The organism is Thioclava sp. SK-1, from assembly GCF_001705665.1.
Classification (GTDB): domain Bacteria; phylum Pseudomonadota; class Alphaproteobacteria; order Rhodobacterales; family Rhodobacteraceae; genus Thioclava.
On the sequence record NZ_MDHA01000022.1, the window covers coordinates 25079 to 51518 of the forward strand.

Consider the following 26440-nt stretch of genomic DNA (forward strand, 5'->3'; position numbering starts at 1 on the left):
TTACACCCCCTCCGACTGCATGTTCAGCGGGGGAATTTTGCGCTGCAATATCAAAATTATATCAATGACTTGGAACAAAACGATCAGTGCCGCAGAAATCGGCAATACCATATAGATCAACCCAACCGGTAATTGCATGATCGGTGAAAATTGCTGCATCGCGGATTGGCTGGCCTGAAGCCCGCCGAAGAACATCGTCATCGTTGCAAAACCGATAGAGATCAGCGCATTGATGACCGCCAGCCCACGTTGAACGTGTGGCGGGCTTAACGCAGGCAGCAGTTCCAGCGACAGATGCTTGCGGGTTGCAAAACAATAGGCTGTGCCCAAAAGCGCCATCCAGATCATTAAGAACCGCAGGGATTCTTCCGTGAATAATGCGGGTGTCGCCAGCACATATCGGGTGAAAACCTGCCATAACATCAGACAAACCATCACCGTCAACATCGCGGAAATCACCCCCAAAAGGAGGCGCTCAACACCTCGTTTTAAGGGAAGCAGCACGTTTTCCTCCTCACGTCCTGGAACCTGTATGACCCCATGCCGACTTACGTCCTCCCTGCACGTGATCATGGGGCAACGTCGCAGTGTAAAATAAATCATGCAATCTGTAAAAATATTTCACATAGCCCTAAAATTGCTGCATCGCAGAATATAATTGTGACTTTTTCCTACGATATGGTCAGTGGCACGACGTGACTGCACCGGCGTTACACCAGCGGATCAACCTACACATTTATCATATATTCTATGCTTTCCACTCCATAAATCACCATCTTAATGCAAGCGAAGATGAAATAAAATTACATATGGAAGTAAATTCTCATTTACAGCAAGACTACCTGCTAAGAGATCGTCGCAAAACGGCGTCTCCTGCGGCCTTGGAGGGGGCGGCAGATCTAATTGACCTATGGGAGGACCATCATGAAATTTTCCAGTCTTGCGATTGCATTAACATCCGTTCTGGCACTTAGCGTCGGCGCCGCAGATGCGAAAACCCGCCTGCGTCTGGCCAATGCATTGTCCGAAGATCACCCGACCAGCACCGCGTTGAAGCAATTCGCGCAAGAAGTCGAAGACCGCACGAACGGTGAGGTCACGATAAAACTGTTTTTGAACGGTGTTTTGGGGTCGGAACGCGAAGTTCTGGAACAGCTGCAAAACGGGGCTGTCGATATCACCCGCGCAAGCGCCGCAAACCTTGAGAATTTCGATCCAATTTTCAAGGCTTTTACCCTGCCCTATATTTTTAAGGGAGAGGACCATTTTTACAAGGTGATGACCGGCCCTATCGCGGACGAGGTCTATAACGCCACCGCTGATAGCGGCTTTATCGGCCTGACATTCTTTGATAGCGGCGCGCGGTCCTTTTACACCAAAGACAAGCCGATTAACACGCCATCTGACCTGACCGGGTTGAAATTCCGTGTGATGAATTCCAACACCTCTATCCGTATGGTCGAGATGATGGGCGGCACACCGACCCCGCTGGCCTATGGCGAAATCTATACCTCGCTACAGCAGGGCGTGATTGACGGTGCCGAAAACAACCCCACCGCGCTGACCATTGGTCGCCACGGCGAAGTTGCTAAGTTCTATTCGCAAGATGAACATCTGCGCATTCCCGATTTTCTGGTGATGTCCAATCAGGCCGCTGAAAAACTTAGCCCCGAAGAATTGGAGATTGTCAAAGAGGCCGCAGTTCATGCAACGGATTCCTTCCGCACATTATGGGATAAATCCATGTCTGACGCGCTGGTTCAGGCCGAAAAAATGGGTGTCACCATTGTCTCGCCCGATAAAGCTGCCTTCCGAGAGAAGGTCATGCCGCTGCTGGATGAATATACCAATGACCCCGATGCAGGCGCGCTGGTGAACCAGATCTTGCAAACCGAATAAACGCGTCCCCACGCCTTCGCGTCCCAATTTTCAAAAGACCAAAGTGAGCTTTCCGATGACCACACAGAGCGTCAGCGCCCGTGATGAACTGGCCCATAAAATATCCCTGATCGTGAAGGGGTTGCGCGAATTGCGCGACGAAGGGCAGTTTAACGAGCCAAATCTGGACGGTACCGCCGGGGATTACGTCAGCTTCGACAGTTGGGAATGGCCGCAGGGCGTGGGGCTTTATGGCATTGCGCAGCTGTGGCTGCAAACCGGGGACACTCAGGCCCGTGACCTATTGGAAGATTGGTTTGAAACCCAATTTTCTAAGGGATTGCCGGCGCAAAACGTCAACACCACGGCGCCAATGTTGGCCTTGTCGCTTTTGTGGCGCGAAACCCGTGACCCGCGCTGGGAAAGCGCGATGCAAGATTGGGCAGATCGATTGCTGACACAGGCACCGCGCACCGCGTCGGGCGGGTTCCAGCATGATGTGTCGGATAAGATCAACACAGGAGAACTGTGGGACGACACGCTGTTCATGGTTGCATTGTTTCTGGCCAGCTATGGCCAAGGTGCCGGGCGTCAGGATTTGATCGAAGAGGCCAAGTTCCAATTCCTGATTCACACGCATTATTTGTGTGAACCACAAACCGGCCTGTGGTTTCATGGCTGGACCTTTGACGGCAATCATAATTTTGCCCGTGCACGATGGGCGCGGGGCAATTCCTGGATCTCGGCCGGGGTGTTGGATTTGCTGGACCTGGCGGATTTGGATCAGGGCACGCGGCGCTTTTTGCTATGGGTTGTTCAGGCGCAGCTGTCGACATTGCTGACATATCAATGCCCCTCGGGCGCGTGGCGCACATTGGTCGATGATGAAACTTCTTATGAAGAGCTCAGCGCGACGGCTGCGATTGGCTATGCTTTGCTTAAAGGGCATCGTTTGGGTTTGGGCGATGACACATGGAAAGATGGCGGGTTAAAGGCGCTGAAAGCTGTCATGCGCCATATCGATGCCGATGGCGTTTTAGCGCAGGTGTCCTATGGCACGCGAATGGGCCATGATTTGCAATTTTACCGCGACATCCCGATCCAGCCCACCGGTTACGGTCAGTCTATGGCACTACTGTGTCTGGTAGAGGCATTGCACCACCTGCCGTGACCCGGATGCGCACAAGCCGCGGTGACACGTCACTAAGGCTTTTCCTCATGCGTGGTGCAGGTTAAAGAAGGCCAAGCCTGATGAGGACCAGACGCATGACCATGGAAAAGAACTTCGACGCCGCCGTTGCGGAAGCCCGGATCGCGCAAGACTGGGAAGCACGCAACTGCTTTGCGGCTGGGGCCAATGCCTCGCGCGAAGAAACGTTTAGCATCATGATCCCGCCGCCCAATGTCACGGGCAGCCTGCACATGGGGCATGCGTTCAACAACACATTGCAAGATATCCTGGTGCGCTGGCACCGGATGCGCGGATTTGACACGCTTTGGCAGCCCGGGCAGGACCACGCGGGCATCGCCACGCAAATGGTTGTCGAACGCAAAATGGCCGAGGCGGGCGAACCCGGCCGCCGCGACATCGGACGTGAGAAGTTTCTGGACAAGGTCTGGCAATGGAAGACCGAATCCGGCGGTACCATCGTCAATCAGCTGAAACGCCTTGGCGCATCATGTGATTGGTCGCGCAATGCCTTCACCATGTCGGGGGCGCCGGGTGCGCCCGCGGGCGAAAACGGCAATTTCCATGATGCTGTCATTAAGGTCTTTGTGGAAATGCATCGCAAGGGCCTGATTTATCGCGGCAAGCGTCTGGTCAACTGGGACCCCCATTTCGAGACCGCGATTTCCGATCTGGAAGTTGAGAATATTGAGCGCCCCGGCCATATGTGGCACTTCAAATATCCGCTGGCCGGCGGTGAGACATATACCTATGTCGAGAAAGACGAAGACGGCACTGTAACCTTCAGCGAAGAGCGCGATTATATCTCGATCGCGACGACACGGCCTGAAACCATGCTGGGCGATGGCGCGGTGGCTGTGCATATCACGGACGAGCGTTACGCCCCTATTGTGGGCAAGATGTGCGAGATCCCTGTTGGGCCGAAAGAACATCGCCGGCTGATCCCGATTATCACCGATGAATATCCCGACAAGACTTTCGGCTCGGGCGCGGTGAAAATCACCGGGGCGCATGATTTCAACGACTATCAGGTCGCCAAGCGCAATGGCATTCCGATGTATCGTTTGATGGACACCAAAGGCGCGATGCGCGCCGATGGTCTGGCCTATGCCGATGCCGCACGCCGCGCAGAAGAAATCTCATCCGGGGCAGAGTTCACCGAGCATGAAATCGACAGCCTGAACCTGGTGCCTGAAGAGTATCGCGGTCTGGACCGGTTCGAGGCCCGCAAATTGGTGATCGAACAGGTCAATGCCGAAGCTCTGGCCGTAATGGTCACGACAACCGTCAAAGATGACGAAGGGACCGAGACGGAAACGCTGATCCCCTTTGTTGAAAACAAACCGATCATGCAGCCCTTCGGTGACCGCTCTAAAGTGGTAATCGAACCGATGCTGACCGATCAGTGGTTCGTCGACACCACCAAGATCGTCGGCCCTGCGCTGGATGCGGTCAAGCGCGGCAATGCGGCACAAGAGGCTGGAACATTCGATCCGAAATCGGGCGATACCCGTATTCTGCCAGAGCGTGACGCGAAAACCTATTTCCACTGGCTGGAGAATATCGAGCCGTGGTGCATCTCGCGTCAGCTGTGGTGGGGCCATCAGATCCCGGTGTGGTATGGTCTGGACCTGTCCGCACCCAACTTCCGTGATGATGAAAACGATGGCGCCCTAGATGAAGTGGAGCTGGGCCGGTTACTGCAAGATGGCGGCATGGTGCATTATGGCGATGTCCATCACTGCGCGGCCGATCTGGACGCGGTGAAAGACGCCTTCCGCGACGAAATCGCCAATATCCCTGCCCCGCTGTCACATGCCGCCATTATCGAGGTTGCGGATAAACAGACCGCTATCGACACATTGTCAGCCGCGCTGGCGCAATATGCTGTGGATCAGGACCCGACCAAGCTGGTCTACCCGGTTTGGCGCGACCCAGATGTTCTGGACACATGGTTCTCGTCGGGGCTGTGGCCCATTGGCACGCTTGGCTGGCCCGAACAGACGCCGGAATTGGCACGCTATTTCCCGACTGACGTGTTGATCACCGGGTTTGACATCATCTTCTTCTGGGTCGCCCGGATGATGATGATGCAAACGGCGGTTGTGGATCAGGTGCCCTTCCATACCGTCTATGTCCACGCGCTGGTGCGCGATGAAAAAGGCAAGAAAATGTCCAAATCCTTGGGCAATGTCTTGGACCCGCTGGATCTGATCGACCAATATGGCGCGGATGCGGTGCGTTTCACCTTAACGGCGATGGCCGCAATGGGCCGTGATCTGAAACTGTCCGAGGCCCGCATCGCAGGCTACCGCAATTTCGGCACCAAACTGTGGAATGCCACCCGCTTTGCCGAAATGAACGGCGTGTTTGAGGGTGCTCCGGTTACATCCGTTCCGCAGGCCACCCACACGGTCAACCGTTGGATCATTGGCGAGGTTGGCAAGATCCGCGCCGAAACCGATGAAGCGCTGGAAAACTACCGCTTTAACGATGCGGCCAACGGGCTGTATGCCTTTGTTTGGGGCAAAGTCTGCGATTGGTATGTGGAATTTGCCAAACCGCTGTTTGACAGTGACGCCGCCGACGAAACCCGCGCAACCATGCGTTGGGTTTTGGAACAATGCACGATTTTGCTACACCCGATCATGCCCTTCATCACCGAAGAGCTGTGGGCGCTGACCGGGGAACGGTCCAAGATGCTGGTGCATGCGGATTGGCCCAGCTATGGCCCCGAATTGGTCAATGCCGAAGCGGACCGCGAAATGAACTGGGTGATCGGCTTGATCGACGAGATCCGCTCAAGCCGGGCGCAGATGGGTGTTCCTGTCGGTCTGAAACTGCCCATGATCTTGGCCGAGGCTGACCCAGCCGCCCGTGCCGCCATCGACAACAATCAAGCGATGATCTTGCGTCTTGCGCGTGTTGACAGCATCACCGAAGGCCCGGTTCCAAAAGGCGCAATTTCAATCCCGGCACCGGGGGCCTTGTTTGGCCTGCCGTTGGATGGGGTGATTGATGTCGCCGCAGAAAAAGCGCGGTTAGAAAAATCGCTTGCCAAGGTGGAAAAAGAAGCCGGGGCGCTGGACAAGCGGCTGTCAAATCCGAAGTTTTTGGAAAAAGCCGGGGATGACGTGATCGCAGAAAGCCGTGAAAATCTGGCAGCGCGACAAGAAGAGGCCGCAAAGATTGCCGCCGCTGTGAAACGCTTGGCCGACCTGGGCTAAGCCGCAGTCGTTTTTGCACGAATTGGCCGCCTCCGCTGGGAACACCCGCGGGGGCGGTCTGCGTTTTGCACTGCAGATAACGTTGCGGCACCCCGTCGATTTCACGTCTAATTCCTGCAAAATCCGTCCCCAATTCACACTACGTTCACAGTGGGTTCCGCCCCGCCCTCTAGATTGACCCAAGGTGGTTGATCAAGGGGATCGCGATGCAAGATATGTTCCGAATAGCCATGCAAGCAGAGCTGAACCGTATCCCAAATATGGGAAAGCTATACGGTATGGGGCAGCTACGTCATTGGATGATCGTGGAGCGATCAGGACCACAGGGGACCGTTTTGCAGCTGTCCACAGCACGATTTGTCAAGCCACCCCGCCTGGGTATGGCCCCTGACCATCTGATCGCGCTTTCTACCCGCGTGGCACTGCTGTCGTCCATGAAAGACCGCCCCAATGCACCTGCGCAATTTCAATTTTGCTCGGCCCAGCCAGAGCAGACGAGGCTGGATGCCCAATTCACCCCATCGCAGGGCCAGGTGTCACTGCATATACAGGCCGGTTTGGTGATTTTGCGCGGGTTTTGCACCTCGTATGGTGTGGTCCCACGGGCCGAACCGCGCCCCGAAGAGGATGACGAACCCGACACATGGGAATTCAACGCGACCCAACGCGCATGGCGCAATCAGGTCACATATCAGGAGGTCACACAATGGCACTGATCTGGAACAGCTCACCGCCCGATTGTCCAATCGCCCCCACCAAAGCGCTGGACGGCGCGTCTCGCCTGGCCATCGCGCAAGAACATCGCGCCGCGCTTTCACGTCTGGTGCAAACTCTGCCGCAGCAACCTGCTCAGCCGAATGAGGATGAGAAAACCTGTTCTACAGCCCCCATGAGCTTTACCAAAGGGTTGCCACATGATGCCTATGGGCTGGTCGAACCGCAGCAATACCGCACCTTTACTGCGCAGCTGTGGCGGCCCCTGCCCCAGATGGCCCATCACGCGCAGGCGGTCGGCCATCGCTTTGACCTAAGCGGCCCTGACGTCAGCAGCTTTAACCTGCCTGCAGCGCCCCACATTGGCAGCAGCGAAGCCTGTGCCGAAATCGCTTTGCTCTATGTCATGGCCTTGCTGCGCGATAGTGATGTGCAAGCGCTTGAGGCGGGCACGCAGCCCCTGCCCTATTGCTACCCTGCGCTGCACCCCAACCACGGCCAACCCGTGACCGCCGCCGCGATGGTGTCCGAATTGCGTAAATTGCCGTGGATCGATGCTGATGCGCGCCCCGACGGGGCCAATGGCCCGCTTTCCCAGGAGGAAAAATATCGCCGCGCCACCCTATGGGAGGACCAAGACCCGCAAAAAGGCCTGACCCTGCGTGTATTGGCGCGCGGGATCAGCCCAGGCGCGCGCAAAGGTCCGCATATCTCGCAGTTCCTGCTGCTGGGCACAGCGCGTCACAGACATGTTTTACCCCATGATCAACAGTATGATATCCGTTCGGGTCAGGTGTCACTGGGCGCGCAGCGCGTGGATCAACGCATCGAAGAACCCACCCCGCAGCGTGATTACCTGTCAGATTGGAACGCCTGGCTGGATGCACAAACCAGTGTAACACAGCATGTCACACCCAGCCAAACGGGGCGGCAATGTTTCATCAGCCAACCGCGTCATCTGGCCAATCTGGCGCACGAGTGCCAACCATATCAGCCATTCGTCCTGGCGGCGGAAATTTTACGCGCGCAGGGTCTGCGCCCCAGCATCGATGCGCCGCTGCATATGCTGTTGGCCGATGTGGCAAACCGCGCCCACCGCGCCGCCTATCGTCAAAAATTCCAGATCCACCGAAGGGCCCGCCCCGAAGTTCTGGCCGCACGGCTGACCCAGACGTATCACGGGCTGACCGGGGCGATGTCCCCCACAGTCGTTGCACGGTTCACCGATATGCTGGAGGAGCTGGGCGCGGATCACCCCGACGATATCAGCCGCCCTGGCGTCCTCTTATCTTGGATCAGCGCGCGCAATGATGTGAACAACGCGCAGGCGGGTGTCGCCATCGCTGGGCACGACATTCGCCATGCCAACTTTTTACTGCCACAGGCGTTTCCGGGCGGCGCGCCCGGCAGCCCGTCCTATGGCTGCGCCACCGCTGCTGCGGCTGCGGCCTGCGCCACGGTTCTTAAGGCGGTGTTTGATGGCGCAATGCCATTGCCAGAGGCGCTTGGCACCGCGACCTATCTGCATGCGCATCCGGATGCTGCGACGCTCGTTGACTGGACCGGGCCGCAGGACGACTTTGGCCATGCCACATTAGCGGATGAATTGGACAAGCTGGCCGAGAATCTTAGCTGCGGGCGGGGCTTTGCCGGGGTGGCGCATCGCTCTGACCTGGTGGAAAGCCTGCGCTTGGGCGAACGCGTCGCCGCTGCGGTTTTGCAAGATCACATTCTGTCCTATGAGGGCCCAGTGGCGTTGACCCTTACCGATATTGATCACCGCCAGATCATAATCGACAGCTGTTTTGGCGGCGTGGATTGCAATGGCACCGTCAGCCTTGGCCCCAAACTGACGGTCACAGGTATGACCGAATGCGAATGGTGGCTGGGCACGCCCCCCGACATGTCATGCGATGAAGGGGTTATGCGCGCGGTCAGCGCCCAGATCCTACAGTTTTCCGCCGCACAGTAGCGCGGAACAGGCGGGCGTGATCGGCTGGACCTCCTCAATTCGGGCCTGTCGCGCCTACCGTAAGAGGGCGGCATTCATCCCGTTGCCGCCCTCTTATACCCGCCATCAAATGGGGCCGCGCACACGATCATAAAAACTTGCAAGCGTGGTCGCCACGGCATCGCGGTTGGGCGGTGCGGTGCGGGGAAGATCGCCGGCCTGTATCAGTGCTGACACCAGCCCCCCCATCAGCGAACAGGCCACCGAAGTCCCACCCATCAACGTATACAGACCGCTAGAATCGAAATCCTCATCTGCGATATCGGGATCCTCGTTCAGGCCAGAGGCGTAGCCATATGACCCACGCAAATCCAACGTCAAAATCCCCCATGGGCTAAAGCTGTTCTCGCGCGCTGTATGGGGGCTGTAATCGTAATCACTGCCCGTGAAGCTATGCGTATTTACCGCGAAACGTGCATCATCCACCGCGAATGCATCATCTGACAACATATACAGCAGACCCGACATGACATTGGAATATGACGATAATTTATCGCGGTCATTCACTGCGCCTGTGACAATCACTGTGCTGGAATTGGTCAACATTACCTGCCCGGGGTAGCTGACCTGCTGGCTCAGCCCATCATTGCCCGCCGCCAAAATCACATAGCGTTCCTGCGCGATTTTGGCCAAAAGCGCCTCAAATACCGCCTGATGGGACTTCAACAGTGCCAACCGCGCCAGATCAGTATCGCGCAGGGTCTCATTGCCCTCGGCCTCGGATCGGGTCAAATAAGGACTGCCCGCATTGACCGCTGCCCGCGCGCCGGGATCGGGCAAACCGCGCGGCATCACAATCACCTCTGCCCCCGACAGATAGGCCCGCACCAGCGCCGATAACACCGGTAAGATTTCATGGCTGTAGGGCGTGGCATAGGAGATCAGATTGCAAAACGGATTGGCCCCGGCGTAGCGGACAGGCGGCACACCTTTGCGGTCGCGCAGATCGGATGCGGCCACGCGCCCGGCAATCAAACCCGCACAGCCGGTGCCATGCGCACCAAAAAACCGGGATGGATCTTCAATCGGTACCTGTTTGGGCGGCGCGGCCAATGCGGTAGCGATACGTCCCCATTCATCGCGTTGGGCTTGCGACAAGCCTGAAAGACCTGTGGTCAAATGCGCCAGCCCGGCCTGCGCCTGCGGAGCTGGTGCCGGGGCGGATGGGGGGGCGACACCGGGGCGCAACAGCGCCGTTGCCAAGGCGCGCCGCCCAGCCCCATTCGCCATATCCGGGGTGTTTGGATCCGTGATCTGCGCGATGGTCTGCGTCATACCATCCAGCGTGCCACCCGGCGGCGCCGCCAGTGCCATCAGTTCAACGCAAACATCTTTCAGCAATTGCGCAGGTATGTCAGGCTGATCAACCGCGCCCAGCAAATGGCGAAGCTGCGCGCAATGGGGCAGTGCCGGTTCATAGATTACACCATAAGGATCGGGCCCAAAGTCAATTTGCGGTGCGATCAATGCATCCCCGAAATTGGGATGCCCGGTGTCAATTCCGGTATCGATCAATGCGACCGTCACCGGATTTTCCTGCGCTGCACGCTGCCACAAACGTCCAGCACGACGGCCATTCAACAGGCCGATCCGCTCAAGGTGCCAAAGATAATGCCGTGTCGTTGGTTGCGTATTCATTGGAGCCACTCCCGCAGCGCTGCGCGCATTTGGCGGCGGCAGGCAAGATATAAATAGGGTGAAAATTGCCGTGCCAGCTCACGGCCCGCATGGCTGTCCGAGGCATAGTGGATCCCCGCCCACTCGCGGTTTTCCGCGACACGCTGCGCGACATAAAACAGCTCTGACATGCCGGGATTTTCCGGCAGGACACGCGCCATTACCTCGGCCACGCAATACATCTGAAAACTGTGATTGGACGGGTATGATTCATGGGGCGGATTGTCCAGAAACGGACGCAGGTCCGGCGCGATTTGGTTTGGACGCAGACGGCTGAATTTACGCTTGTAAATATAGCCCACACGTTCGGCCATATCCAAGATCGTCGCGATCAGCCCGATGGTGGCCGGGAACCCGTCTTCAGAAATTCCAAGGGGCCGCAAGATCTCGGTGATCTGATCCGAGGACACCTGATCTAAAATCTCTGCCCGACGCATCGGCATATCGTATAATGCGGTCAACTTCGCGCGCAGATCAGCAATTTCATGCAGCGTGAAATCCGGATCTGGCGGGGCAGGGATCCCAAGGTTTTCCCACGCAAAGGCGCGCGCCCGGTTCAACGGATGCGACAGCAGATGCAATTCACGCATTTCCTCCCACGGGGCGGGTGCCAGTTCAAACTCTGCCCCGCCAAAGCTGGATTTGGCTTTGGCCTTTGCCTTGGCCTTCGCTTTGGCTTTCGCCTTTGCTTTCGCCTTGGCTAAGATCCGCGCATAGCTGCTGGAAAGGACCGGGCCGGCAGAGGCGCTGCGCAAAACCACGGCCGATTTCAGCTCTGTCAGGGCTTGGGTCAGGCTATCTGCATCTTGCGCATCCGGGGCGGCCAAAATATCCGCCGTTTGCTGAGAAATATCTAAATCTTGAAAAAAATCACCATCTTCGCTTAGCCGATGATCCGGCAGTAGGCCCAAATTGGCCATACGGTCATACATTAAGTCGCTCCATTCCTTGCTGCACGACGGTTAGTGCCCTCTGATTGGGAAACGGCGTATCCGCGTTACGCAGCGTAATCAGCGGTTCATACCCACCTTGATCACGCAGCGCGCCATAGGCTTTGCGCCCAATATCATATTCCCCGGCATGGCCCGCCGCGGCGGCCATCGTGCGTAAAGTGGGTTCAAACAGATGCCCCTCCCGCAAGGGATGCTGCGCAATGGCGGATTGGCAATTTTCCAGCGCCGGCCCGTAATCGCCGGTCATCAAGTGGCACATGGCAAGGGACGTTGTGAAAGAATATCGGAAGGGGTTCAGCCGACCCACCTGCACCGCTTGCGCGGCATATTCACGGGCCTGCCCATATTCTCCGGCATAATAATGGTGCATGGCCAAACTGTCCGCCAGCATCGGAGACTGGCCAGAGCGATGCGCCACCGGGCGCAACAGTTCTGCCGCGCGCGACCGATCCCGTAGGACAAACCCGTAAACATGCGCGACAAGTGCCACCGACAGTGTATTATGCGGGTCAAGCTCCAACGCATGGCGCGCCAATGCTTCGGTCCGGTCAAGCAGAGCAGGATCGTTGCGCCCCTGTTTTTCAACTTTGAACGCCGATAAAAACGCATTCCACGCGTAAATCGCAGAGGCCTCGACCATCTGCGACGCCTGATCCAATAACGCGCCGGCCTGATCCAGATCCCCATTGCTTAGGCGAAAGATGTGATCCACGGCGCAAAACACATTGCGAGAGGCCAAATGCTCTTCCGCCCGAAATCCGTCAAAACGAACCAACCTTTCACAAAGCTGATCAAACAGATCGATGCAGGTCACATGCAGCCAATCTTGTGATAACTGCTCAACGGGCACGCCAAATGTCGTCGCAAGAATGGTCCGCGAGGACACAACATGGCGCACCACTGGTGAAATCACGACATCGCCGCCCAAACGGCGCACAGACAGCGTTAAAAACACATCAGGCCCGGTCTGTCCTGCCCCGGGCTGGCTGCGCCCAATGCGAAAATCATAGGGCCGCACCAAAGAGCTGTGGTCCATCAACTCAACCAATCGGTTGATCACCATATCGGCAAGAATTCGCGCCTGTGGATCCGCCTCATCCACGTCAATCGGCAGCAAGCCCAGCTCAAACAGCGGAACGTCGGGGGCGGGTGACGCCGCGCAATTTGAGGTGGGCTGCGCGGGTGCTTTGCCAAGGTGGTTACGGGTTTGTGCCAGCCAACTTTCGAATTCGGGGTCGCAAATATCTATCCCCTCAAGGAATTGCGGCTGGTATGGGCCTTGGTGTGGTGCTGTGATATCGCAACGGATCTGATCCATTGACAGACGCACCGGCCCCCCATCGCTGTGCAATGGGCAGGACTGCAGCGCAGCGAAACAGCTACGCAGCTCTGACAATGCTTTGCGCAAAGAATCGCGGCCCTGGCGTTGGCCACGCGTGCTCCACAGCAGGTCTTGCAAACGTGCCCGATTGACAGGATGACCCTGCGCCATTGCCAAAAATGCCAATAATGCCCGCGTCTTAGCCAATCTTGGCGTGACATCCAAACCCGCCGGATCCAAGAGCTGCACTGCACCGAACAGACGCAACTTATACAACTGCAAAGCGCCCTCCCCCTTTTACCCTTGGGAAGACGTTAACACATATACAATTTTCGCAGGAAATTTCTTACCCCTAGGTAAGGTATTCCGGCATAGGCATTTGTCACAGCCACTCCTGCCAGCAGTAAAGACGCCAAATTCAGCACATAGCGAATACTGGCCCCTTTGGCGCAGGGAAGATTTTGCGCCAAAGGGAGGATTGTTGTGATCAACCCGTGCTTTGCAAACCAGAGGCAATACCGTTGATCGAAATCTTCAACGCATCTTGCATAGCCGCATCATCAGGGGATTTGCGCAAACGTGCCAATAGGTCGATCTGACCGAAATGCAGCGGATCCAAATAGGCGCGGCGTGACAGGAAATCTGGATCTGTGTCCGAGGGCTTTACGCCGACAATCGCCTCTGCCGCCTCCATCGTCATCGCCCATTCACTGCGAATCTGTTTGAAAATCCGATCCCGCAGCGCCGGGTCTTCGACCAATCCAGCATAGGCCGACGCGATTTCAATATCGGCCTTCGCCAAGACCATAACGACTGAATCCACAAGGTTACGGAAGGTGGACCAGCTGCGATACATTTCCTGCAATTGCGCGACAGAGCCGCCTTTTTCACGAACGGCCGTGCCGAACCCGAACCAGCCCGGCAGCATATGCCGCGTCTGCGCCCATGAGAACACCCACGGAATCGCCCGCAAATCTGACAATTTATCTAATGTCGACCGCGACACTGGTCGCGACCCCATATTCAGCGACGCGATATGGTCGATCACGGTTGCCTCACGGAAATAGGTCAAGAAGCCTTCCGATGTTGTCAGACCGCGATACCGCTGGAAGGCCGCTTCAGACATTGCCTCCATGACGGACACGAAATGCTGTGCCGGGCGGGCCATTTCACCCGCGGCCTCGGCCTCTGCAAGGCCCTGGCCCAATTCACAAAATCGCATAACGGCCTGTTCCCGCGTCTCATAGCGTTTTGAAATCACCTCGCCTTGCTCTGTCAAACGGAAACCGCGTGCCAGCTGCCCGCGCGGCTGTGCCAAAATGGCATCGCGGGTGGCCCCACCACCGCGACCGACCGAGCCGCCACGGCCATGGAAAAACGCCACACCCAGATCAAGCGCATCGAACAGCTCCGACAGGGCGGCCTCGGCTTTCCAGACCTCCCAACGCGCGGTAACGATCCCGCCGTCTTTGTTACTATCGGAATAGCCCAGCATGATTTCCGCCCGTGCACCGCCCATCGCAGCCGCGAAGGCTGGAACGGAATAAAGCTCTTTCATGATTGGGACCGAAATCCGCAAATCATCAATTGTTTCAAACAACGGCACTGGCAAAATCGGCGTTTCGACACCGGGGCCAAAGCATCCATGCAGCCGCAGCAAGAACCCGATTTCCAAAATATCCGACACGGATTCGGTGTTTGACACGATCGAATAGCGCACCAATTGATGGCCCAAACGCTGCCGCGCCTTGGCGACCGCATCAAAAATGTCCAACTCTCGTTTGGTTTCATCGGACCAATCATGGCCATCAAGTGACGGCAGATCACCCATCAACAGGTCCGACAGCAAGGATTTGCGCGCCTCTTCATCCAAGTCACCATAATCCGCACACAGGCCGGTGGCGGCAAAAATCTCAGCTAGGCTACGCTCATGAATGGCAGAGTTCTGCCGTAAATCGATGGTGAAAAAGTGAAATCCAACCAGAACAACCGTTGCCCGGATCGTGGCCAAACGCCCCGCAGCAATTGCGCCTGCACCCGCGTCTTCCAATGCTTTGGTCATTGCTGTCAGGTCGGCGGCAAATTCTGGTGCCCCCGAATAAGCATATTCAGACGCGGCCTCGGTCGCATCAAGGCGCGCGATGATATGGGTGATTGCCCGTCGGAAAGGTTCACCGGCGCGGTAGGGATCATCATTGCGCGGCGGTTCGGACACAAGCCGTTGCAGATCGGGCGACATCGCCACATAGCGATCCGACACCGGCAATTCCAAGAACAGCTCATTCAGCTCCGCGCGATAATAGGAGAACAGCGCGGCTTGCTGCTCTGACACAGCCGTTTCGAATACATCGCGGGTGACAAACGGGTTGCCATCACGGTCGCCACCGATCCAGGTGCCCAATGTGAACATCGGCTGTGGGGTTGCCACCTCGCCGCCAAAATAGGTCTCGACCTCGGTCTGCACATTGATCATTGCCGGCAGGATCGACCGCGCTGCAATGGACACGCCATTATCGATTTCATTTTCTACGCGCAGCTTTTCACGCCGAGACAATTCCGTCAGCCAGATTGTCAGAATTTCACGTTTCAAGGCGCGGTGATCCGCGATTTTCCCATCAGCACGCAAAAGGCCTGCAACCCGGCCTTCGATATCAATGATCGACTGGCGGCGAATTTCGGTCGGATGTGCAGTCAAAACAATACCAACCGACAGTCCCTCACGGTTCTTGGGATCCAGCAGCGACAATGCTCGCTCCAGTTGGCGGCGGGCGCCTTCCGGGTCGGCATTGATGACACCTTGTGCAATATTGGCAAGGTGCAAAAACAGCGTAAACGCGCGCAAAACAGTTGAGATTTCATCGGCCTTACAATCCGCCAGCAGGTTGCGCAGCTCTGAGCGCAGCTCCTCCAGCCCGGCACGGTAATGCCCGATGGAACGGCGGCGCAATGTCTCCACCAGCGAGAAGATCTTATCCCCTTCCTGCTCGCGGATGATGTCGCCAAGCATATCTCCCAACTCGGAGATCAGCGCATGTAGGTTTTGGTCGCGGGAGGGCGAAGGAATGGAAACGTCCATAATAATGCAAATTCCTGTTCTTGGTTCCCGGATCGCTGGGCCAGGTCGGGCCGGAACATGGTCTTACCTATCCAAAGCTAGCGACCGCCCAAAGGATTGTCGAGAGAGGGCCCGACATCTACGCCTTAGAAAGATGCAAACGCGCAAAGCTTAGCCATATCACCGTGCAACCATCCCAGCAGTGCAAGAAGCTTGGTCACTCCAGAAAGAACTGCGACAGCACCGGGATAGAGGCCGCGCCAATCACCCGCGCATTGCCACCCACGGTGGCGGCTTCAACGGCGGGGATTTGCAGGCCGCGTTTATCCAGACGGTCCAATTCAATCTGCGTTTGCGCCACCAGCTGCGCACGCACCGCTGCCGGGAATGCACCATCGATCAAAATCGTCGAGAAATCAATCACGGCACAAACCGACCGGGCAGCGTGGGCCAGCGCCTTTGCCGCGCGCGCAATCCAACTGTTCAAACTGTCCCCGAATTGCGACCAATCTTGCGGTTGATGCCACATGGCCTCCCGGTCGACACCAACCTCTCCCAGCGCATTTTCCAGCAGATAAAGCGAGGCTTCATCAATCAATTGCCCCATTCCGCCTTTGCTGGACGGCACGCGCAACGACCCGAATGCGCCGGCATTGCCCTGAATACCCCCCACCAAAGAGCCATTCAGCACGATCCCCCCCCCGACAAAGGAGCCAAGATAGAAATAGGCGTAATCCGTCAGCTCTCGTCCGCGGCCAAAGACATGCTCCGCCCGGCAGGCGGCGGTGCCATCATTTTCCATGAACACGGGCAAATCCGAGAAATTGGCCACCTCTTTGGCGATATCTATATCGCGCCAGATCGCGAAATCCAACGGCGCACCTAGGACATCGATCCAGCTCCAGATTTCAGACGGGGCCGCGATGCCAATCCCAGCGATACGTCCGCGCTGATATTCCGTCAAATCCGCGGATAATTCAGCCAAGCCATCGCGTAAAAAGCCGAAAATATCGTTTGGCATCGGATATTTATAAGTTTTGATCTTCTGGCCCAGAACTTCACCGGTCAGGTTCAAGATCGACAGATCAGATGTGCGCCGGCCCAGCTTCAACCCAACCGACAGCGCGCCGTTTGGATCCAATGCCATCGGGATCGAGGGCTTCCCCACCCGTCCACGCTGTGGCTCTCCGCGCAGCAGAAAACCATCGTTTTCAAGCTTGCGCAAAATATTGGACACTGTCTGTGCCGATAATTGTGTTCTTTTCGCAATCTCGGTGCCCGGCAATGCCCCTGCCCGACTGATCAGTGTCATGATCAGACGTTCATTATGTTGTCGCACACCGATCTGATTGACGCCGCCGCGAAGGCCTCTGCGCTCTGAACCGTCCATATCATCTCCTCCCACAGTCAGTCTGACACCTCCTATTATTAAATCAAGTGGATTTATTTATTGACGTGATGTTTAGAATCGGGTTTCTATACAGCTATTCCGTTGGAGGACGGATCACAGATGTAAGCGCCGTAACATTACGGCCATGTTCTTTGGGAGGAACATCATGAAGAAACTTCTCGCTGGTAGCGCGATCGCGCTGGTTTTGGGTGTCTCGGCTGCTGCGGCAGAAGACATCGGTGCATGCCTGATCACCAAGACTGACACCAACCCGTTTTTCGTCAAGATGAAAGAGGGCGCTTCGGAGAAAGCCGAAGCTCTTGGTATCTCACTCAATACATATGCGGGCAAGCTGGACGGCGATGTCGAAACGCAAATTGCAGCTGTTGAATCGTGCATTGCAGGCGGTGCCAAGGGTATTTTGATCACCCCATCTGACAGCCGCGCGCTTGCGCCGGTTGTGGGACAAGCCCGCGACGCTGGCCTTTTGGTTATCGCCCTGGACACTCCGTTTGAACCAGTCGACGCAGCCGATGCGACATTCGCCACCGACAACTTCCTTGCGGGCGAGCTGATCGGCCAATGGGCTGCGGCAAAAATGGGCGATACATCCGAAGCAAAGATCGCGCTGCTGGATCTGAACCCATCGGAAATCTCGGTCGATTACCTGCGCAACAACGGCTTCCTTCAGGGCTTTGGCGTTGACATCATGGACCCGACAGACATTGGCGACGAAACCGATGAGCGTATCGTCGGTAATGACGTCACCAACGGCAATGAAGAAGGTGGCCGCACCGCGATGGAGAACCTGTTGCAAAAGGACTCCGGTGTGAACGTGGTTTACACGATCAACGAACCTGCAGCGGCCGGTGCCTATGAAGCGCTGAAATCCTTTGGTCTGGAAGATCAGGCCCTGATCGTCTCGGTCGATGGTGGCTGCCCGGGCGTGCAAAACGTCGCGGATGGCGTGATCGGCGCGACCTCGATGCAATTCCCGCTGCTGATGGCCTCGATGGGTATCGAAGCGATCAAAACCTATGCCGAAACCGGTGAAAAACCTTCCGCAAGCGAAGGTCTGGATTTCACCAATACCGGCGTTGAACTGGTTACAGATGAGCCGGTCGAAGGGATCACTTCGATCACTTCGGAAGAAGCGTTGAAAAAGTGCTGGGGCTAAACCCTAGCTGACCTCCTCACCTCAGGGAGGGCGGATTGCTGCCCTCCCTTTTTCATTCCTCACCCCCCTACATCAGCCTGAGAGGGCGCCATGACCGACACCAGCCAGCCTGCAGCCCGCAAGGCCCAGGAATTTGAGCAGGTGGTCGACAAGGCCGACCGCAATGTCGCGGCTTTTGACCACCGCCAGAAATCCCTTATCCACCGCCTACAGCACACGTTGCATTCCAATCCGACCCTTGTTCCGATCATCGTTTTGATCGGTGCGGTGATCGTGTTCGGTCTGATCGCGGGCGGCAAATTCTTCTCTCCGTTCAACCTGACGCTGATCATGCAGCAGGTGTCGATCATCGGCATCCTTGCGGCGGCACAATCGCTGATCGTCTTGACCGCCGGGATTGACCTGTCGGTCGCCGCGATCATGGTGCTGATGGCCGTGATTGCCGGTAACCTATCTGTGTTCATGGGGGTTCCCCCGGTGATAGCACTGGCGATTTCCTTTGTCGCAGGCACCTGCGCAGGTATGGTCAACGGCTTCTTGGTCACCCGCGTGAAACTGCCGCCTTTCATCACCACATTGGGGACATGGTCGATCTTTTACGCGCTGAACCTGTATCTGTCGGGCGCACAATCGATCCGTAGTCAAGATATTGACGCGAATGCACCGCTGTTGAAATTCTTCGGTGAGACGATCTCATTGGGCGGTGCGCGCATCACCTATGGCTCGATCTTGATGATCTTGGTGTTCTTGGTGCTGTGGTTCATGCTGAACAAAACCGCATGGGGCCGCCATGTCTATGCCATCGGTGATGACCGCGAGGCCGCCGAGCTGGCCGGTATCCGCACCGAGCGTACATTGCTATCGGTCTATGCCTTGGCCGGTTTTGTCTGCACCGTGGCCGCCTGGGCCTCCATCGGGCGCGTTGGCTCGATCAGCCCGCAGGCATTCTATGAAGGCAACCTGCAATCCATCACCGCGGTGGTGATCGGCGGTATCTCCCTGTTCGGCGGACGTGGATCAATCCTTGGTGCATTATTTGGCGCACTGATCGTTGGGGTGTTTCAATCGGGGCTGCGTCTGGCCGGTGTGGATGTGCTGTGGCAGGTCTTTGCTATCGGTTGGCTTATCATCATCGCGGTCGCCATCGACCAATGGATCAGAAAGGTTTCGGCATGACCCAACCCATTTTGAAAGCCCGCGGTCTGGTCAAACGGTATGGCCGTGTCACCGCCTTGGACAATTGTGATTTCGACCTGTATCCGGGTGAAATTCTGGCAGTCATCGGCGATAACGGCGCGGGGAAATCCTCGTTGATCAAGGCCCTGTCAGGCGCAGTGCAACCCGACGCCGGCACGGTGGAGCTGGACGGCAAGCCGATCCATTTCCATTCCCCGCTAGAGGCGCAAGAGGCCGGCATTGCGACCGTCTATCAAACGCTTGCCCTGTCGCCCGCACTGTCAATCGTGGACAATATGTTCATGGGCCGCGAAATTCGCAAACAAGGGTTTGCAGGCAAAGTTCTGCGAAGCCTTGATCATGCGAAAATGCGCGAGATCGCACGGAATAAGTTGTCCGAGCTTGGCTTGATGACCATCCAAAACATTGATCAACCGGTTGAAACCCTGTCGGGCGGTCAGCGCCAAGGTGTCGCCGTGGCCCGTGCCGCAGCCTTTGGCTCCAAGGTCATTATCTTGGATGAGCCCACCGCAGCCCTGGGTGTGAAAGAGAGCCGCCGCGTGCTGGATCTGATCCAAGACGTGCGCTCGCGTGGGATCCCGATCATCTTGATCAGCCACAACATGCCCCATGTGTTTGAATTGGCCGACCGCATCCATGTTCACCGTCTGGGCAAACGTCTGTGCACGATCAAGCCCGACGATTACACGATGTCGGACGCCGTTGCCTTCATGACCGGTGCTAAAGCCGCTCCGGGCACCGAGACAGAAGCCGCCTAACCCTATTCCTCCCGTTCCGCTCATGGAACCTGGGGCGCAGCCTTCGGGCTGCGCCCTTTTTTTTGGCACGTCTGGCAATGGCTGCGCCAAAGAAAAAGTGAACCGCACGGCAGCGGTTTTCATGGCCCAGACTCTGCGAAACGCGTTACCGTCATAGGAAACCGGCCCCCTGGATGGAGGGACAGATGGAATTTGCCGAAGTTTCCCTGATCCGTTTTGGCTTTGGCCCCGGGCCGTGGCCTGGTGCAGATGGGCCCGATGACCTGCTGGCTGATCTGGCACAGCCCGACCGCACAGGTCAGCGATGGCCCGGCGCAACCCAGCAGCAAGCGCTTGACTTCGTGCGTGATTTTCGTGCCTTGCGCAAAGACTTCCGCGCAAACCCCGAAGCCGGAAAACTGCCCTTCCGTGCATTGCGCACCCAGATCAAGGATTTGCGTGATGATGCGCTGCGGATCACTTTGGCGCGTGGCGTTGACGACCGTTTTGGCTTTCGCGAAAGGCTTTGGGCGTTTTGGCGCGATCACTTCACGACGCGTGCGCTGAAATTACAGGATTTCCCGATGGCCATGGCCCATGCCGAGGCTTTGCGCCCCCATATCGCCGGCCGGTTCACGGATCTGCTGCAAGCCGCCATTTTACATCCAATGATGTTGCAATACTTGGATCAAAGCAGCTCTATCGGGCCGGGATCTGTAATGGCCCAACGCAAGCCCGATCGCCGCTATGGGTTGAATGAAAATCTCGGCCGAGAGCTGATCGAATTGCACACGCTTGGCGCCGGTGCCAGCTATACGCAAACCGATGTCCGGCAATTAACCGAGCTTCTGACGGGCCTGCGCGCTACAGATGCCGGCGTGACATTCGCCCCGAAATTCGCGGAACCCGGTGCTGAGACCGTTCTGGGCATCCGTTATGGCGGTGACGTGGCCCATAAATCCGATATTGACGCGGCGCTGCAGGCGCTGGCACGCCATCCAGATACGGCACAGCATCTGGCGCGCAAACTGGTGGTGCATTTCATTGGCCCGCAGCCTAACCCAACATTGGTCGACACGATGGCGCAAGCCTATCTTGACGCGGACACCGGACTGATCCCGATGTATGAGGTTTTGCTGACCCACCCGTCTGCACAGACCCCATCTTTCCAAAAGCTGCGTCCGCCGCTGGATTGGGTTATAACCGCCTTGCGCACGCTAGGTGTGGCAGGAACAGATATCGCCAGCACGCCGTTGAAGCAAATCAACCACGGTGTGTTACAGCCCCTACGCCGGATGGGCCAGCCTTGGCGCGAACCTGTTGGTCCCGATGGCTGGGCAGAGGACGCGGCCTATTGGCTTGCGCCCCAGGCCTTGGCCGAACGGATCAATTGGGCGCTTAAGGTTCCGGCGGCATTGGGGGGCATGCGGCCTGATCCACGCGATGTATTGCCCCATGCGTTGGGCAGCCGCCCTGCCCCGCTGTTACGGCAGGCTGTGCCGCGCGCTGAATCCTTGGCTGAAGGGCTGGCCCTGATTCTTGTGTCCCCTGAAGTTATGCGGAGGTAACGTCATGCTATCACGCCGTTTTTTTCTACAAGGCGCCACAATGGCGGGGTGTTCGATGGCCGCCCATCCGCTGATGTCCAGCGTGACATTGGCCGACACGCCTGGCGAAAACCGCCTGGCTGTCATCATTTTACGCGGCGCCATGGATGGGCTGGATCTAATCCAACCTTATGGTGATCCGCAATTGGCTCTATATCGGCCCAAATTTGACATAGGCCCAAACGCCGGCGCGGCAGATCTGGATGGGTTCTTCGCGCTGCATCCAGCCATGGCAGAGCTATTACCGTTGTGGCACGCCGGAGAGCTGGGCTTTGCGCATGCCGTGTCCACACCCTATCGCGGCCAAAGATCACATTTTGATGGTCAAGATATCCTAGAGGCCGGAACAGGATTAGATGTGCCCGACCCGATGCGTCAGGATGGGTGGTTGAACCGTTTGTTGCAAACCATGCCCGGAACCCATGCTGAAACTGCCTTTTCTATCGGCACCGCGGATTTGCCGGTACTGACCGGCGCCGCGCCAAGCACCGCCTGGACCCCGGATACATGGCTGAATATGTCAGATCAAGGGCGGCGGTTGTTGGACCAGATCTATCATGATGACCCGCTGTTTCGGGACGCCGCACAAGAGGCGCTGTCCCTGACGCAAGGAGAACGCCCGGCAGCCTATGCCGCGCAAAAAGGCAAGACAGCCGCGTCGGAATCTCTGGCGGCCTTCGCCGCGCAGAAAATGCGCGGCAGCACCCGAATTGCGGCCTTTTCATTGTCGGGGTGGGACACACATGTGAACCAACGGCTGGCGATGGCCGGACCCGTGGCGCAGCTGGCCGCAATGATCCGCGTGATGAAATCCGAACTGGGTCCCGTTTGGGCACGGACCAGCGTGCTGGCGCTCACCGAATTCGGGCGCACTGCAGCGCAGAATGGTTCTGGCGGGACAGATCATGGTACGGGGGGTGTGGCGGTTATGGCAGGCGGTGCGCTGCGCGGTGGCCGGGTTATTGGCGATTGGCCGGGTCTGGATGAAGCTGCACTGCTTGATCGTCGCGATTTGATGCCAACGCAAGATGTGCGTGCCATTGCCGGTTGGGCCTTACGCGGGTTGTTCGGCACCGAACGTGCCGCGATAGAACAGGTGATTTTCCCCGGACTGGATTTAGGGGACGATCCGCGTATCCTTTTGTAATCGGGCAGATGCTACCGCGACGATTGCGGATTGCGCTTGTAATTATGCGTCGTTAGCCTCTTGCGGGCGGCGCTTGGCCGTTTGATCATCGGAGACGGCTATGGCCAAGCAGTTTGGTGCCCCATTAGGCGAATGGACCCCACCGCAAGCGCCGGATTTGGAACGGATGCAGGGGCGCTATACCCGGCTTGAGCGGCTGCGCCCGGATCATGCACACGGTTTATTTTCCGCATTTAACGGCGATGATACGCTGTGGGATTATATGCCCACCGGCCCGTTCCAATCAGAAACCGGGTTCATTCGTTGGATCAATGAACAATCGGTCTCATTGGACCCGCTGTTCTACGCAGTGATTGATCCACAGACCGACCGCGCCGTGGGAATCATGTCCTATTTGCGTATCGCACCCGAAATCGGATCTATTGAATTGGGGTTTATAACCCTGTCTGCCGCATTACAGCGCAGCCGGGCCGCGACAGAGGCATTTATCTTGATGATCGGCTCGGCTTTTACGGCGGGATACCGACGGTTTGAATGGAAATGCGACAGTCTGAACTTGCCCTCACGCCGGGCCGCCCAGCGGCTTGGCCTCAGCTATGAAGGGGTATTCCGGCAGGCTACGCATTACAAAGGCCGCAATCGGGACACTGCATGGTTTGCCGCCACGGATAAGGACTGGCCCGCGCTACAAGCTGCCTATGCGGCGTGGCTGGACCCTGCGAATTTCGATGCTGCCGGGCAACAAAATGAATCCCTGTCAGATTTGACCAGGCTTGTGCGGGTCAGTGATGATCCCGCGCTCGGCGCCTGACAAAACATCAGATCAAGCTGCCAGCATCGATACGGTCATTGACCATAACGGATAGGCGCGAAATCTGCGCATCAGACGCGCCGCCCGCCTGCACCAATGCCGCGGCGGCGTTTTCCAAATCTTCATCATGGGCAGAGCGCGCGACACCGGATAAAAACTGCGCGACATATCCCAACGAGGCCGGGTCCCGGGCTTGCGACAGCACCTCTGCCATATGGTTCAGATCGTCACGCAGGGCGATGGGATCAGGGTTGATATGGTCATCCTTGGCAACTGTGACCCCTATCGGGCGCTCCCCTTGCGGCAAAACTGCCAAAACGGCCTGCTGAAACAACGCAAGGCTTTCCACCGGTTTGGGTAAAAACCCATCCGCACCCGCCGCATAGGCGACCGTCTCCATCCCGATATCGCCCGACGTTCCCAACACGGCTGGCATTGCCTGCCCCAGCTTCTTGACGGCCTCAATCAGATCCGCGCCAGAGCCATCAGGCAAGCCAAGATCCACGATCACCACAGAGGGACGATAGGTTTGCAAATGCCGGTGGGCAGAGCGCAGGCAGTCCGCACGCCTTATGCGCGCACCTGAACGCAGGCACAAAAGCCGCATCGCCTCCGATGCATATCGGCTGTCTTCAACAACCAGAACGGTCAGTCCCAGCAGGGGGCGTGCAGCGCTGGCATGGCGGTGACCCAAAAGGCCGGTAACATCGTCACTCATCAGATTTCTCCTGTGCTGGGATTCGCGGTGTAACCTCAGTTAAGCCCTGATTAGGTGAACGAGAGGTTAAATTAAGCACCGTTTTACCGGCTGCGACCTTTGGATGGGCTAAGGGGAAAAGGGCTTGCGTGAACCGGTGCCGCTGCCTAGACCGAAGACAGGGCAAGTGTTGGAGGACGCGAATGATTGGACGACTTAACCATGTTGCAATTGCTGTGCCGGATCTTACGGCCGCCGCAGCGCAATATCGTGACACTTTGGGCGCCGCTGTTGGGCAACCACAAGATGAACCCGACCACGGCGTCACGGTAATTTTCATCAACCTCCCTAATACAAAGATTGAACTGCTTTACCCGCTTGGCGAAGACAGCCCGATCAACGGATTTCTGGCCAAAAATCCCGCCGGTGGCATCCATCACATGTGCTATGAGGTCGACGACATCCTAGCCGCCCGCGATAAGCTGAAAGCCGAAGGCGCGCGCGTTCTGGGAAGCGGCGAGCCGAAAATCGGCGCACATGGCAAGCCCGTCTTGTTCTTGCATCCCAAAGATTTCAACGGCTGCCTTATTGAACTGGAGCAGGTTTAATGAGCCTAACCGGCGGCATCGTCTTATTCGCAGTCATCTGGTTCATGGTGTTCTTTGTCGTCTTGCCACAACGGCTGAAAACGCAAGGGGATGTTCAGCAAATCGTGCCCGGCACGCCCGCCTCGGCGCCATCCGAGCTGCGGCTAAAGCGCAAGGTTGTGATAACATCTGCCATCGCGGTGGTTTTATGGAGCATCATCGCCACAATCATCTTGTCGGGGATGATCTCGATCCATGATCTGGATTGGTTTAACCGCGTAAAAGATTGATTGGAACCATCACCGCCATGACCCGTTCCCCTTTTGCAGTTGCAGCAAAAAGGAGCACGTCATGGTCCCAGAATGGTTCACCGGTCTTGCATGGGTGTCATTGGCTGCGGGGCTGATATGTGCCGCCCTGTTGATTTTGGACTTACGGAAGAACCCACCACACATGGCGATCATGGCCTGGGTTTGGCCAATCGCGGCGTTGTTTGGGCATGTTCTTGTTCTATGGTTCTATTTCCGGCATGGTCGTATGGCAGGGCATATGCATGGCGACGAGCATCACCACATGCCGCAATCTTCCATGCCTGTCGCCGTTGCCAAAGGTGCGCTGCATTGCGGCGCAGGCTGCACATTGGGCGACATTTTAGCCGAATGTCTGGTGCTGCTGGCACCTGCTGTTTTGATCCCGTTCGGCTGGCCCGATTATTGGGGCGACCGGATTTTTGCTATATGGGGACTGGATTTCATTCTGGCGCTGGGGATTGGCGTGGTCTTCCAATATTTCGCGATTGCGCCGATGCGCGGCTTGGGCGTGGCACAGGGCCTGAAAACAGCGTTTAAAGCCGATGTAGCATCACTTACCGCATGGCAAATCGGGATGTATGGGATAATGGCGCTATTCCATTTCGGCCTGTTCAAACATATGTGGAACACCGAATTGACCGCCACCACACCGCAATTTTGGTTTGCGATGCAAATTGCCATGATGGCAGGGTTTGTGACCGCCTACCCAGTGAACTGGCTGTTGATTTCCCGCGGCATCAAAGAGCGGATGTAA

21 protein-coding genes are annotated in these 26440 nt (G+C 57.1%); 14 read left to right on the top strand and 7 right to left on the bottom strand.

Features of this window, described 5'->3' with window-relative positions:
* Positions 1 to 504: a TRAP transporter small permease gene (locus tag BFP70_RS02180; protein WP_066009738.1), complete on the bottom strand. Its 504-nt coding sequence runs from the start codon at positions 502 to 504 to the stop codon at positions 1 to 3.
* A gap of 420 nt (positions 505 to 924) precedes the next feature.
* On the opposite strand from BFP70_RS02180, the gene BFP70_RS02185 reads away from it, so the two are divergent.
* The 5 genes from BFP70_RS02185 to BFP70_RS02205 all read left to right on the top strand — a co-directional run bounded on the left by BFP70_RS02185 (position 925) and on the right by BFP70_RS02205 (position 8980).
* Positions 925 to 1899, top strand: coding sequence for a TRAP transporter substrate-binding protein (locus BFP70_RS02185; protein WP_066009739.1), 975 nt, complete (start codon positions 925 to 927; stop codon positions 1897 to 1899).
* 55 nt (positions 1900 to 1954) lie between these two features.
* Positions 1955 to 3049, top strand: a complete 1095-nt coding sequence (locus tag BFP70_RS02190; RefSeq protein ID WP_066009740.1) for a glycoside hydrolase family 105 protein — start codon at positions 1955 to 1957, stop codon at positions 3047 to 3049.
* 95 nt (positions 3050 to 3144) lie between these two features.
* Positions 3145 to 6294: a valine--tRNA ligase gene (locus tag BFP70_RS02195; RefSeq protein ID WP_066009741.1), complete on the top strand. Its 3150-nt coding sequence runs from the start codon at positions 3145 to 3147 to the stop codon at positions 6292 to 6294.
* A 206-nt stretch (positions 6295 to 6500) separates the two neighbouring features.
* On the top strand, positions 6501 to 7010 hold the full coding sequence (locus BFP70_RS02200) for a hypothetical protein (RefSeq protein WP_066009742.1): 510 nt from the start codon (positions 6501 to 6503) through the stop codon (positions 7008 to 7010).
* The gene (locus BFP70_RS02205; RefSeq protein ID WP_066009743.1) at positions 7001 to 8980 is read left to right on the top strand and encodes a hypothetical protein; all 1980 of its coding nucleotides are present in this window, start codon (positions 7001 to 7003) and stop codon (positions 8978 to 8980) included. The genes BFP70_RS02200 and BFP70_RS02205 overlap by 10 nt, the downstream gene beginning before the upstream one ends.
* Before the next feature lie 105 nt (positions 8981 to 9085).
* Here the strand turns inward: BFP70_RS02205 and BFP70_RS02210 are convergent, their stop codons facing one another.
* The 5 genes from BFP70_RS02210 to BFP70_RS02230 form a co-directional block, all read right to left on the bottom strand.
* The gene (locus BFP70_RS02210) at positions 9086 to 10657 is read right to left on the bottom strand and encodes a S8 family serine peptidase (protein WP_066009744.1); all 1572 of its coding nucleotides are present in this window, start codon (positions 10655 to 10657) and stop codon (positions 9086 to 9088) included.
* A complete protein-coding gene (locus tag BFP70_RS02215; RefSeq protein WP_083217306.1) occupies positions 10654 to 11628 on the bottom strand; it encodes a hypothetical protein in 975 nt (324 codons plus the stop codon). Before BFP70_RS02215 ends, BFP70_RS02210 begins: the two co-directional genes overlap by 4 nt.
* A complete protein-coding gene (locus tag BFP70_RS02220; RefSeq protein ID WP_066009745.1) occupies positions 11621 to 13252 on the bottom strand; it encodes a hypothetical protein in 1632 nt (543 codons plus the stop codon). The genes BFP70_RS02215 and BFP70_RS02220 overlap by 8 nt, the downstream gene beginning before the upstream one ends.
* A 205-nt stretch (positions 13253 to 13457) precedes the next feature.
* The gene (locus tag BFP70_RS02225) at positions 13458 to 16046 is read right to left on the bottom strand and encodes a phosphoenolpyruvate carboxylase (protein ID WP_066009746.1); all 2589 of its coding nucleotides are present in this window, start codon (positions 16044 to 16046) and stop codon (positions 13458 to 13460) included.
* Positions 16047 to 16242: 196 nt separating this feature from the next.
* The gene (locus BFP70_RS02230; protein ID WP_066009747.1) at positions 16243 to 17415 is read right to left on the bottom strand and encodes an ROK family transcriptional regulator; all 1173 of its coding nucleotides are present in this window, start codon (positions 17413 to 17415) and stop codon (positions 16243 to 16245) included.
* A 166-nt stretch (positions 17416 to 17581) separates the two neighbouring features.
* Here BFP70_RS02230 and BFP70_RS02235 point away from each other — a divergent pair, with 166 nt between their 5' ends.
* From BFP70_RS02235 to BFP70_RS02260, 6 genes are all read left to right on the top strand, one after another.
* On the top strand, positions 17582 to 18592 hold the full coding sequence (locus BFP70_RS02235; RefSeq protein WP_066009748.1) for a sugar ABC transporter substrate-binding protein: 1011 nt from the start codon (positions 17582 to 17584) through the stop codon (positions 18590 to 18592).
* Positions 18593 to 18682: 90 nt separating this feature from the next.
* Positions 18683 to 19768: an ABC transporter permease gene (locus tag BFP70_RS02240; RefSeq protein ID WP_066009749.1), complete on the top strand. Its 1086-nt coding sequence runs from the start codon at positions 18683 to 18685 to the stop codon at positions 19766 to 19768.
* Positions 19765 to 20547, top strand: a complete 783-nt coding sequence (locus BFP70_RS02245) for an ATP-binding cassette domain-containing protein (RefSeq protein WP_066009750.1) — start codon at positions 19765 to 19767, stop codon at positions 20545 to 20547. Before BFP70_RS02240 ends, BFP70_RS02245 begins: the two co-directional genes overlap by 4 nt.
* A 185-nt stretch (positions 20548 to 20732) precedes the next feature.
* Positions 20733 to 22094, top strand: a complete 1362-nt coding sequence (locus BFP70_RS02250) for a DUF1800 family protein (RefSeq protein ID WP_066009751.1) — start codon at positions 20733 to 20735, stop codon at positions 22092 to 22094.
* A 40-nt stretch (positions 22095 to 22134) separates the two neighbouring features.
* Complete coding sequence (locus BFP70_RS02255) at positions 22135 to 23280, top strand: DUF1501 domain-containing protein (RefSeq protein WP_255356568.1); 1146 nt, start codon at positions 22135 to 22137, stop codon at positions 23278 to 23280.
* A gap of 100 nt (positions 23281 to 23380) precedes the next feature.
* The gene (locus tag BFP70_RS02260) at positions 23381 to 24091 is read left to right on the top strand and encodes a GNAT family N-acetyltransferase (protein WP_066009753.1); all 711 of its coding nucleotides are present in this window, start codon (positions 23381 to 23383) and stop codon (positions 24089 to 24091) included.
* Between the two features lie 7 nt (positions 24092 to 24098).
* Here the strand turns inward: BFP70_RS02260 and BFP70_RS02265 are convergent, their stop codons facing one another.
* Positions 24099 to 24809 (bottom strand): response regulator, encoded by a 711-nt coding sequence (locus BFP70_RS02265; RefSeq protein WP_066009754.1) that lies wholly within the window; start codon positions 24807 to 24809, stop codon positions 24099 to 24101.
* Positions 24810 to 24991: 182 nt separating this feature from the next.
* Between BFP70_RS02265 and mce the strand changes: the two genes are divergently transcribed.
* The 3 genes from mce to BFP70_RS02280 all read left to right on the top strand — a co-directional run bounded on the left by mce (position 24992) and on the right by BFP70_RS02280 (position 26440).
* Positions 24992 to 25396: a methylmalonyl-CoA epimerase gene (gene mce / locus BFP70_RS02270; RefSeq protein ID WP_066009755.1), complete on the top strand. Its 405-nt coding sequence runs from the start codon at positions 24992 to 24994 to the stop codon at positions 25394 to 25396.
* On the top strand, positions 25396 to 25665 hold the full coding sequence (locus BFP70_RS02275) for a DUF1467 family protein (protein ID WP_066009756.1): 270 nt from the start codon (positions 25396 to 25398) through the stop codon (positions 25663 to 25665). Before mce ends, BFP70_RS02275 begins: the two co-directional genes overlap by 1 nt.
* Positions 25666 to 25726: 61 nt before the next feature.
* On the top strand, positions 25727 to 26440 hold the full coding sequence (locus BFP70_RS02280) for a DUF4396 domain-containing protein (protein WP_066009757.1): 714 nt from the start codon (positions 25727 to 25729) through the stop codon (positions 26438 to 26440).

Bases quoted from the DNA above. Each gene is read 5' to 3' on its own strand.
- BFP70_RS02260 (WP_066009753.1), top strand. From the start codon at position 23,381: ATGGCCAAGCAGTTTGGTGCCCCATTAGGCGAATGGACCCCACCGCAA.
- BFP70_RS02255 (WP_255356568.1), top strand. From the start codon at position 22,135: ATGGCGGGGTGTTCGATGGCCGCCCATCCGCTGATGTCCAGCGTGACA.
- BFP70_RS02205 (WP_066009743.1), top strand. From the start codon at position 7,001: ATGGCACTGATCTGGAACAGCTCACCGCCCGATTGTCCAATCGCCCCC.
- BFP70_RS02215 (WP_083217306.1), bottom strand. From the start codon at position 11,628: ATGTATGACCGTATGGCCAATTTGGGCCTACTGCCGGATCATCGGCTA.
- BFP70_RS02230 (WP_066009747.1), bottom strand. From the start codon at position 17,415: ATGGACGGTTCAGAGCGCAGAGGCCTTCGCGGCGGCGTCAATCAGATC.
- BFP70_RS02245 (WP_066009750.1), top strand. From the start codon at position 19,765: ATGACCCAACCCATTTTGAAAGCCCGCGGTCTGGTCAAACGGTATGGC.
- BFP70_RS02185 (WP_066009739.1), top strand. From the start codon at position 925: ATGAAATTTTCCAGTCTTGCGATTGCATTAACATCCGTTCTGGCACTT.
- BFP70_RS02195 (WP_066009741.1), top strand. From the start codon at position 3,145: ATGACCATGGAAAAGAACTTCGACGCCGCCGTTGCGGAAGCCCGGATC.
- BFP70_RS02280 (WP_066009757.1), top strand. From the start codon at position 25,727: ATGGTCCCAGAATGGTTCACCGGTCTTGCATGGGTGTCATTGGCTGCG.
- BFP70_RS02265 (WP_066009754.1), bottom strand. From the start codon at position 24,809: ATGAGTGACGATGTTACCGGCCTTTTGGGTCACCGCCATGCCAGCGCT.
- BFP70_RS02240 (WP_066009749.1), top strand. From the start codon at position 18,683: ATGACCGACACCAGCCAGCCTGCAGCCCGCAAGGCCCAGGAATTTGAG.
- BFP70_RS02210 (WP_066009744.1), bottom strand. From the start codon at position 10,657: ATGAATACGCAACCAACGACACGGCATTATCTTTGGCACCTTGAGCGG.
- BFP70_RS02275 (WP_066009756.1), top strand. From the start codon at position 25,396: ATGAGCCTAACCGGCGGCATCGTCTTATTCGCAGTCATCTGGTTCATG.
- BFP70_RS02190 (WP_066009740.1), top strand. From the start codon at position 1,955: ATGACCACACAGAGCGTCAGCGCCCGTGATGAACTGGCCCATAAAATA.
- BFP70_RS02200 (WP_066009742.1), top strand. From the start codon at position 6,501: ATGCAAGATATGTTCCGAATAGCCATGCAAGCAGAGCTGAACCGTATC.
- BFP70_RS02225 (WP_066009746.1), bottom strand. From the start codon at position 16,046: ATGGACGTTTCCATTCCTTCGCCCTCCCGCGACCAAAACCTACATGCG.
- BFP70_RS02250 (WP_066009751.1), top strand. From the start codon at position 20,733: ATGGAATTTGCCGAAGTTTCCCTGATCCGTTTTGGCTTTGGCCCCGGG.
- mce (WP_066009755.1), top strand. From the start codon at position 24,992: ATGATTGGACGACTTAACCATGTTGCAATTGCTGTGCCGGATCTTACG.
- BFP70_RS02235 (WP_066009748.1), top strand. From the start codon at position 17,582: ATGAAGAAACTTCTCGCTGGTAGCGCGATCGCGCTGGTTTTGGGTGTC.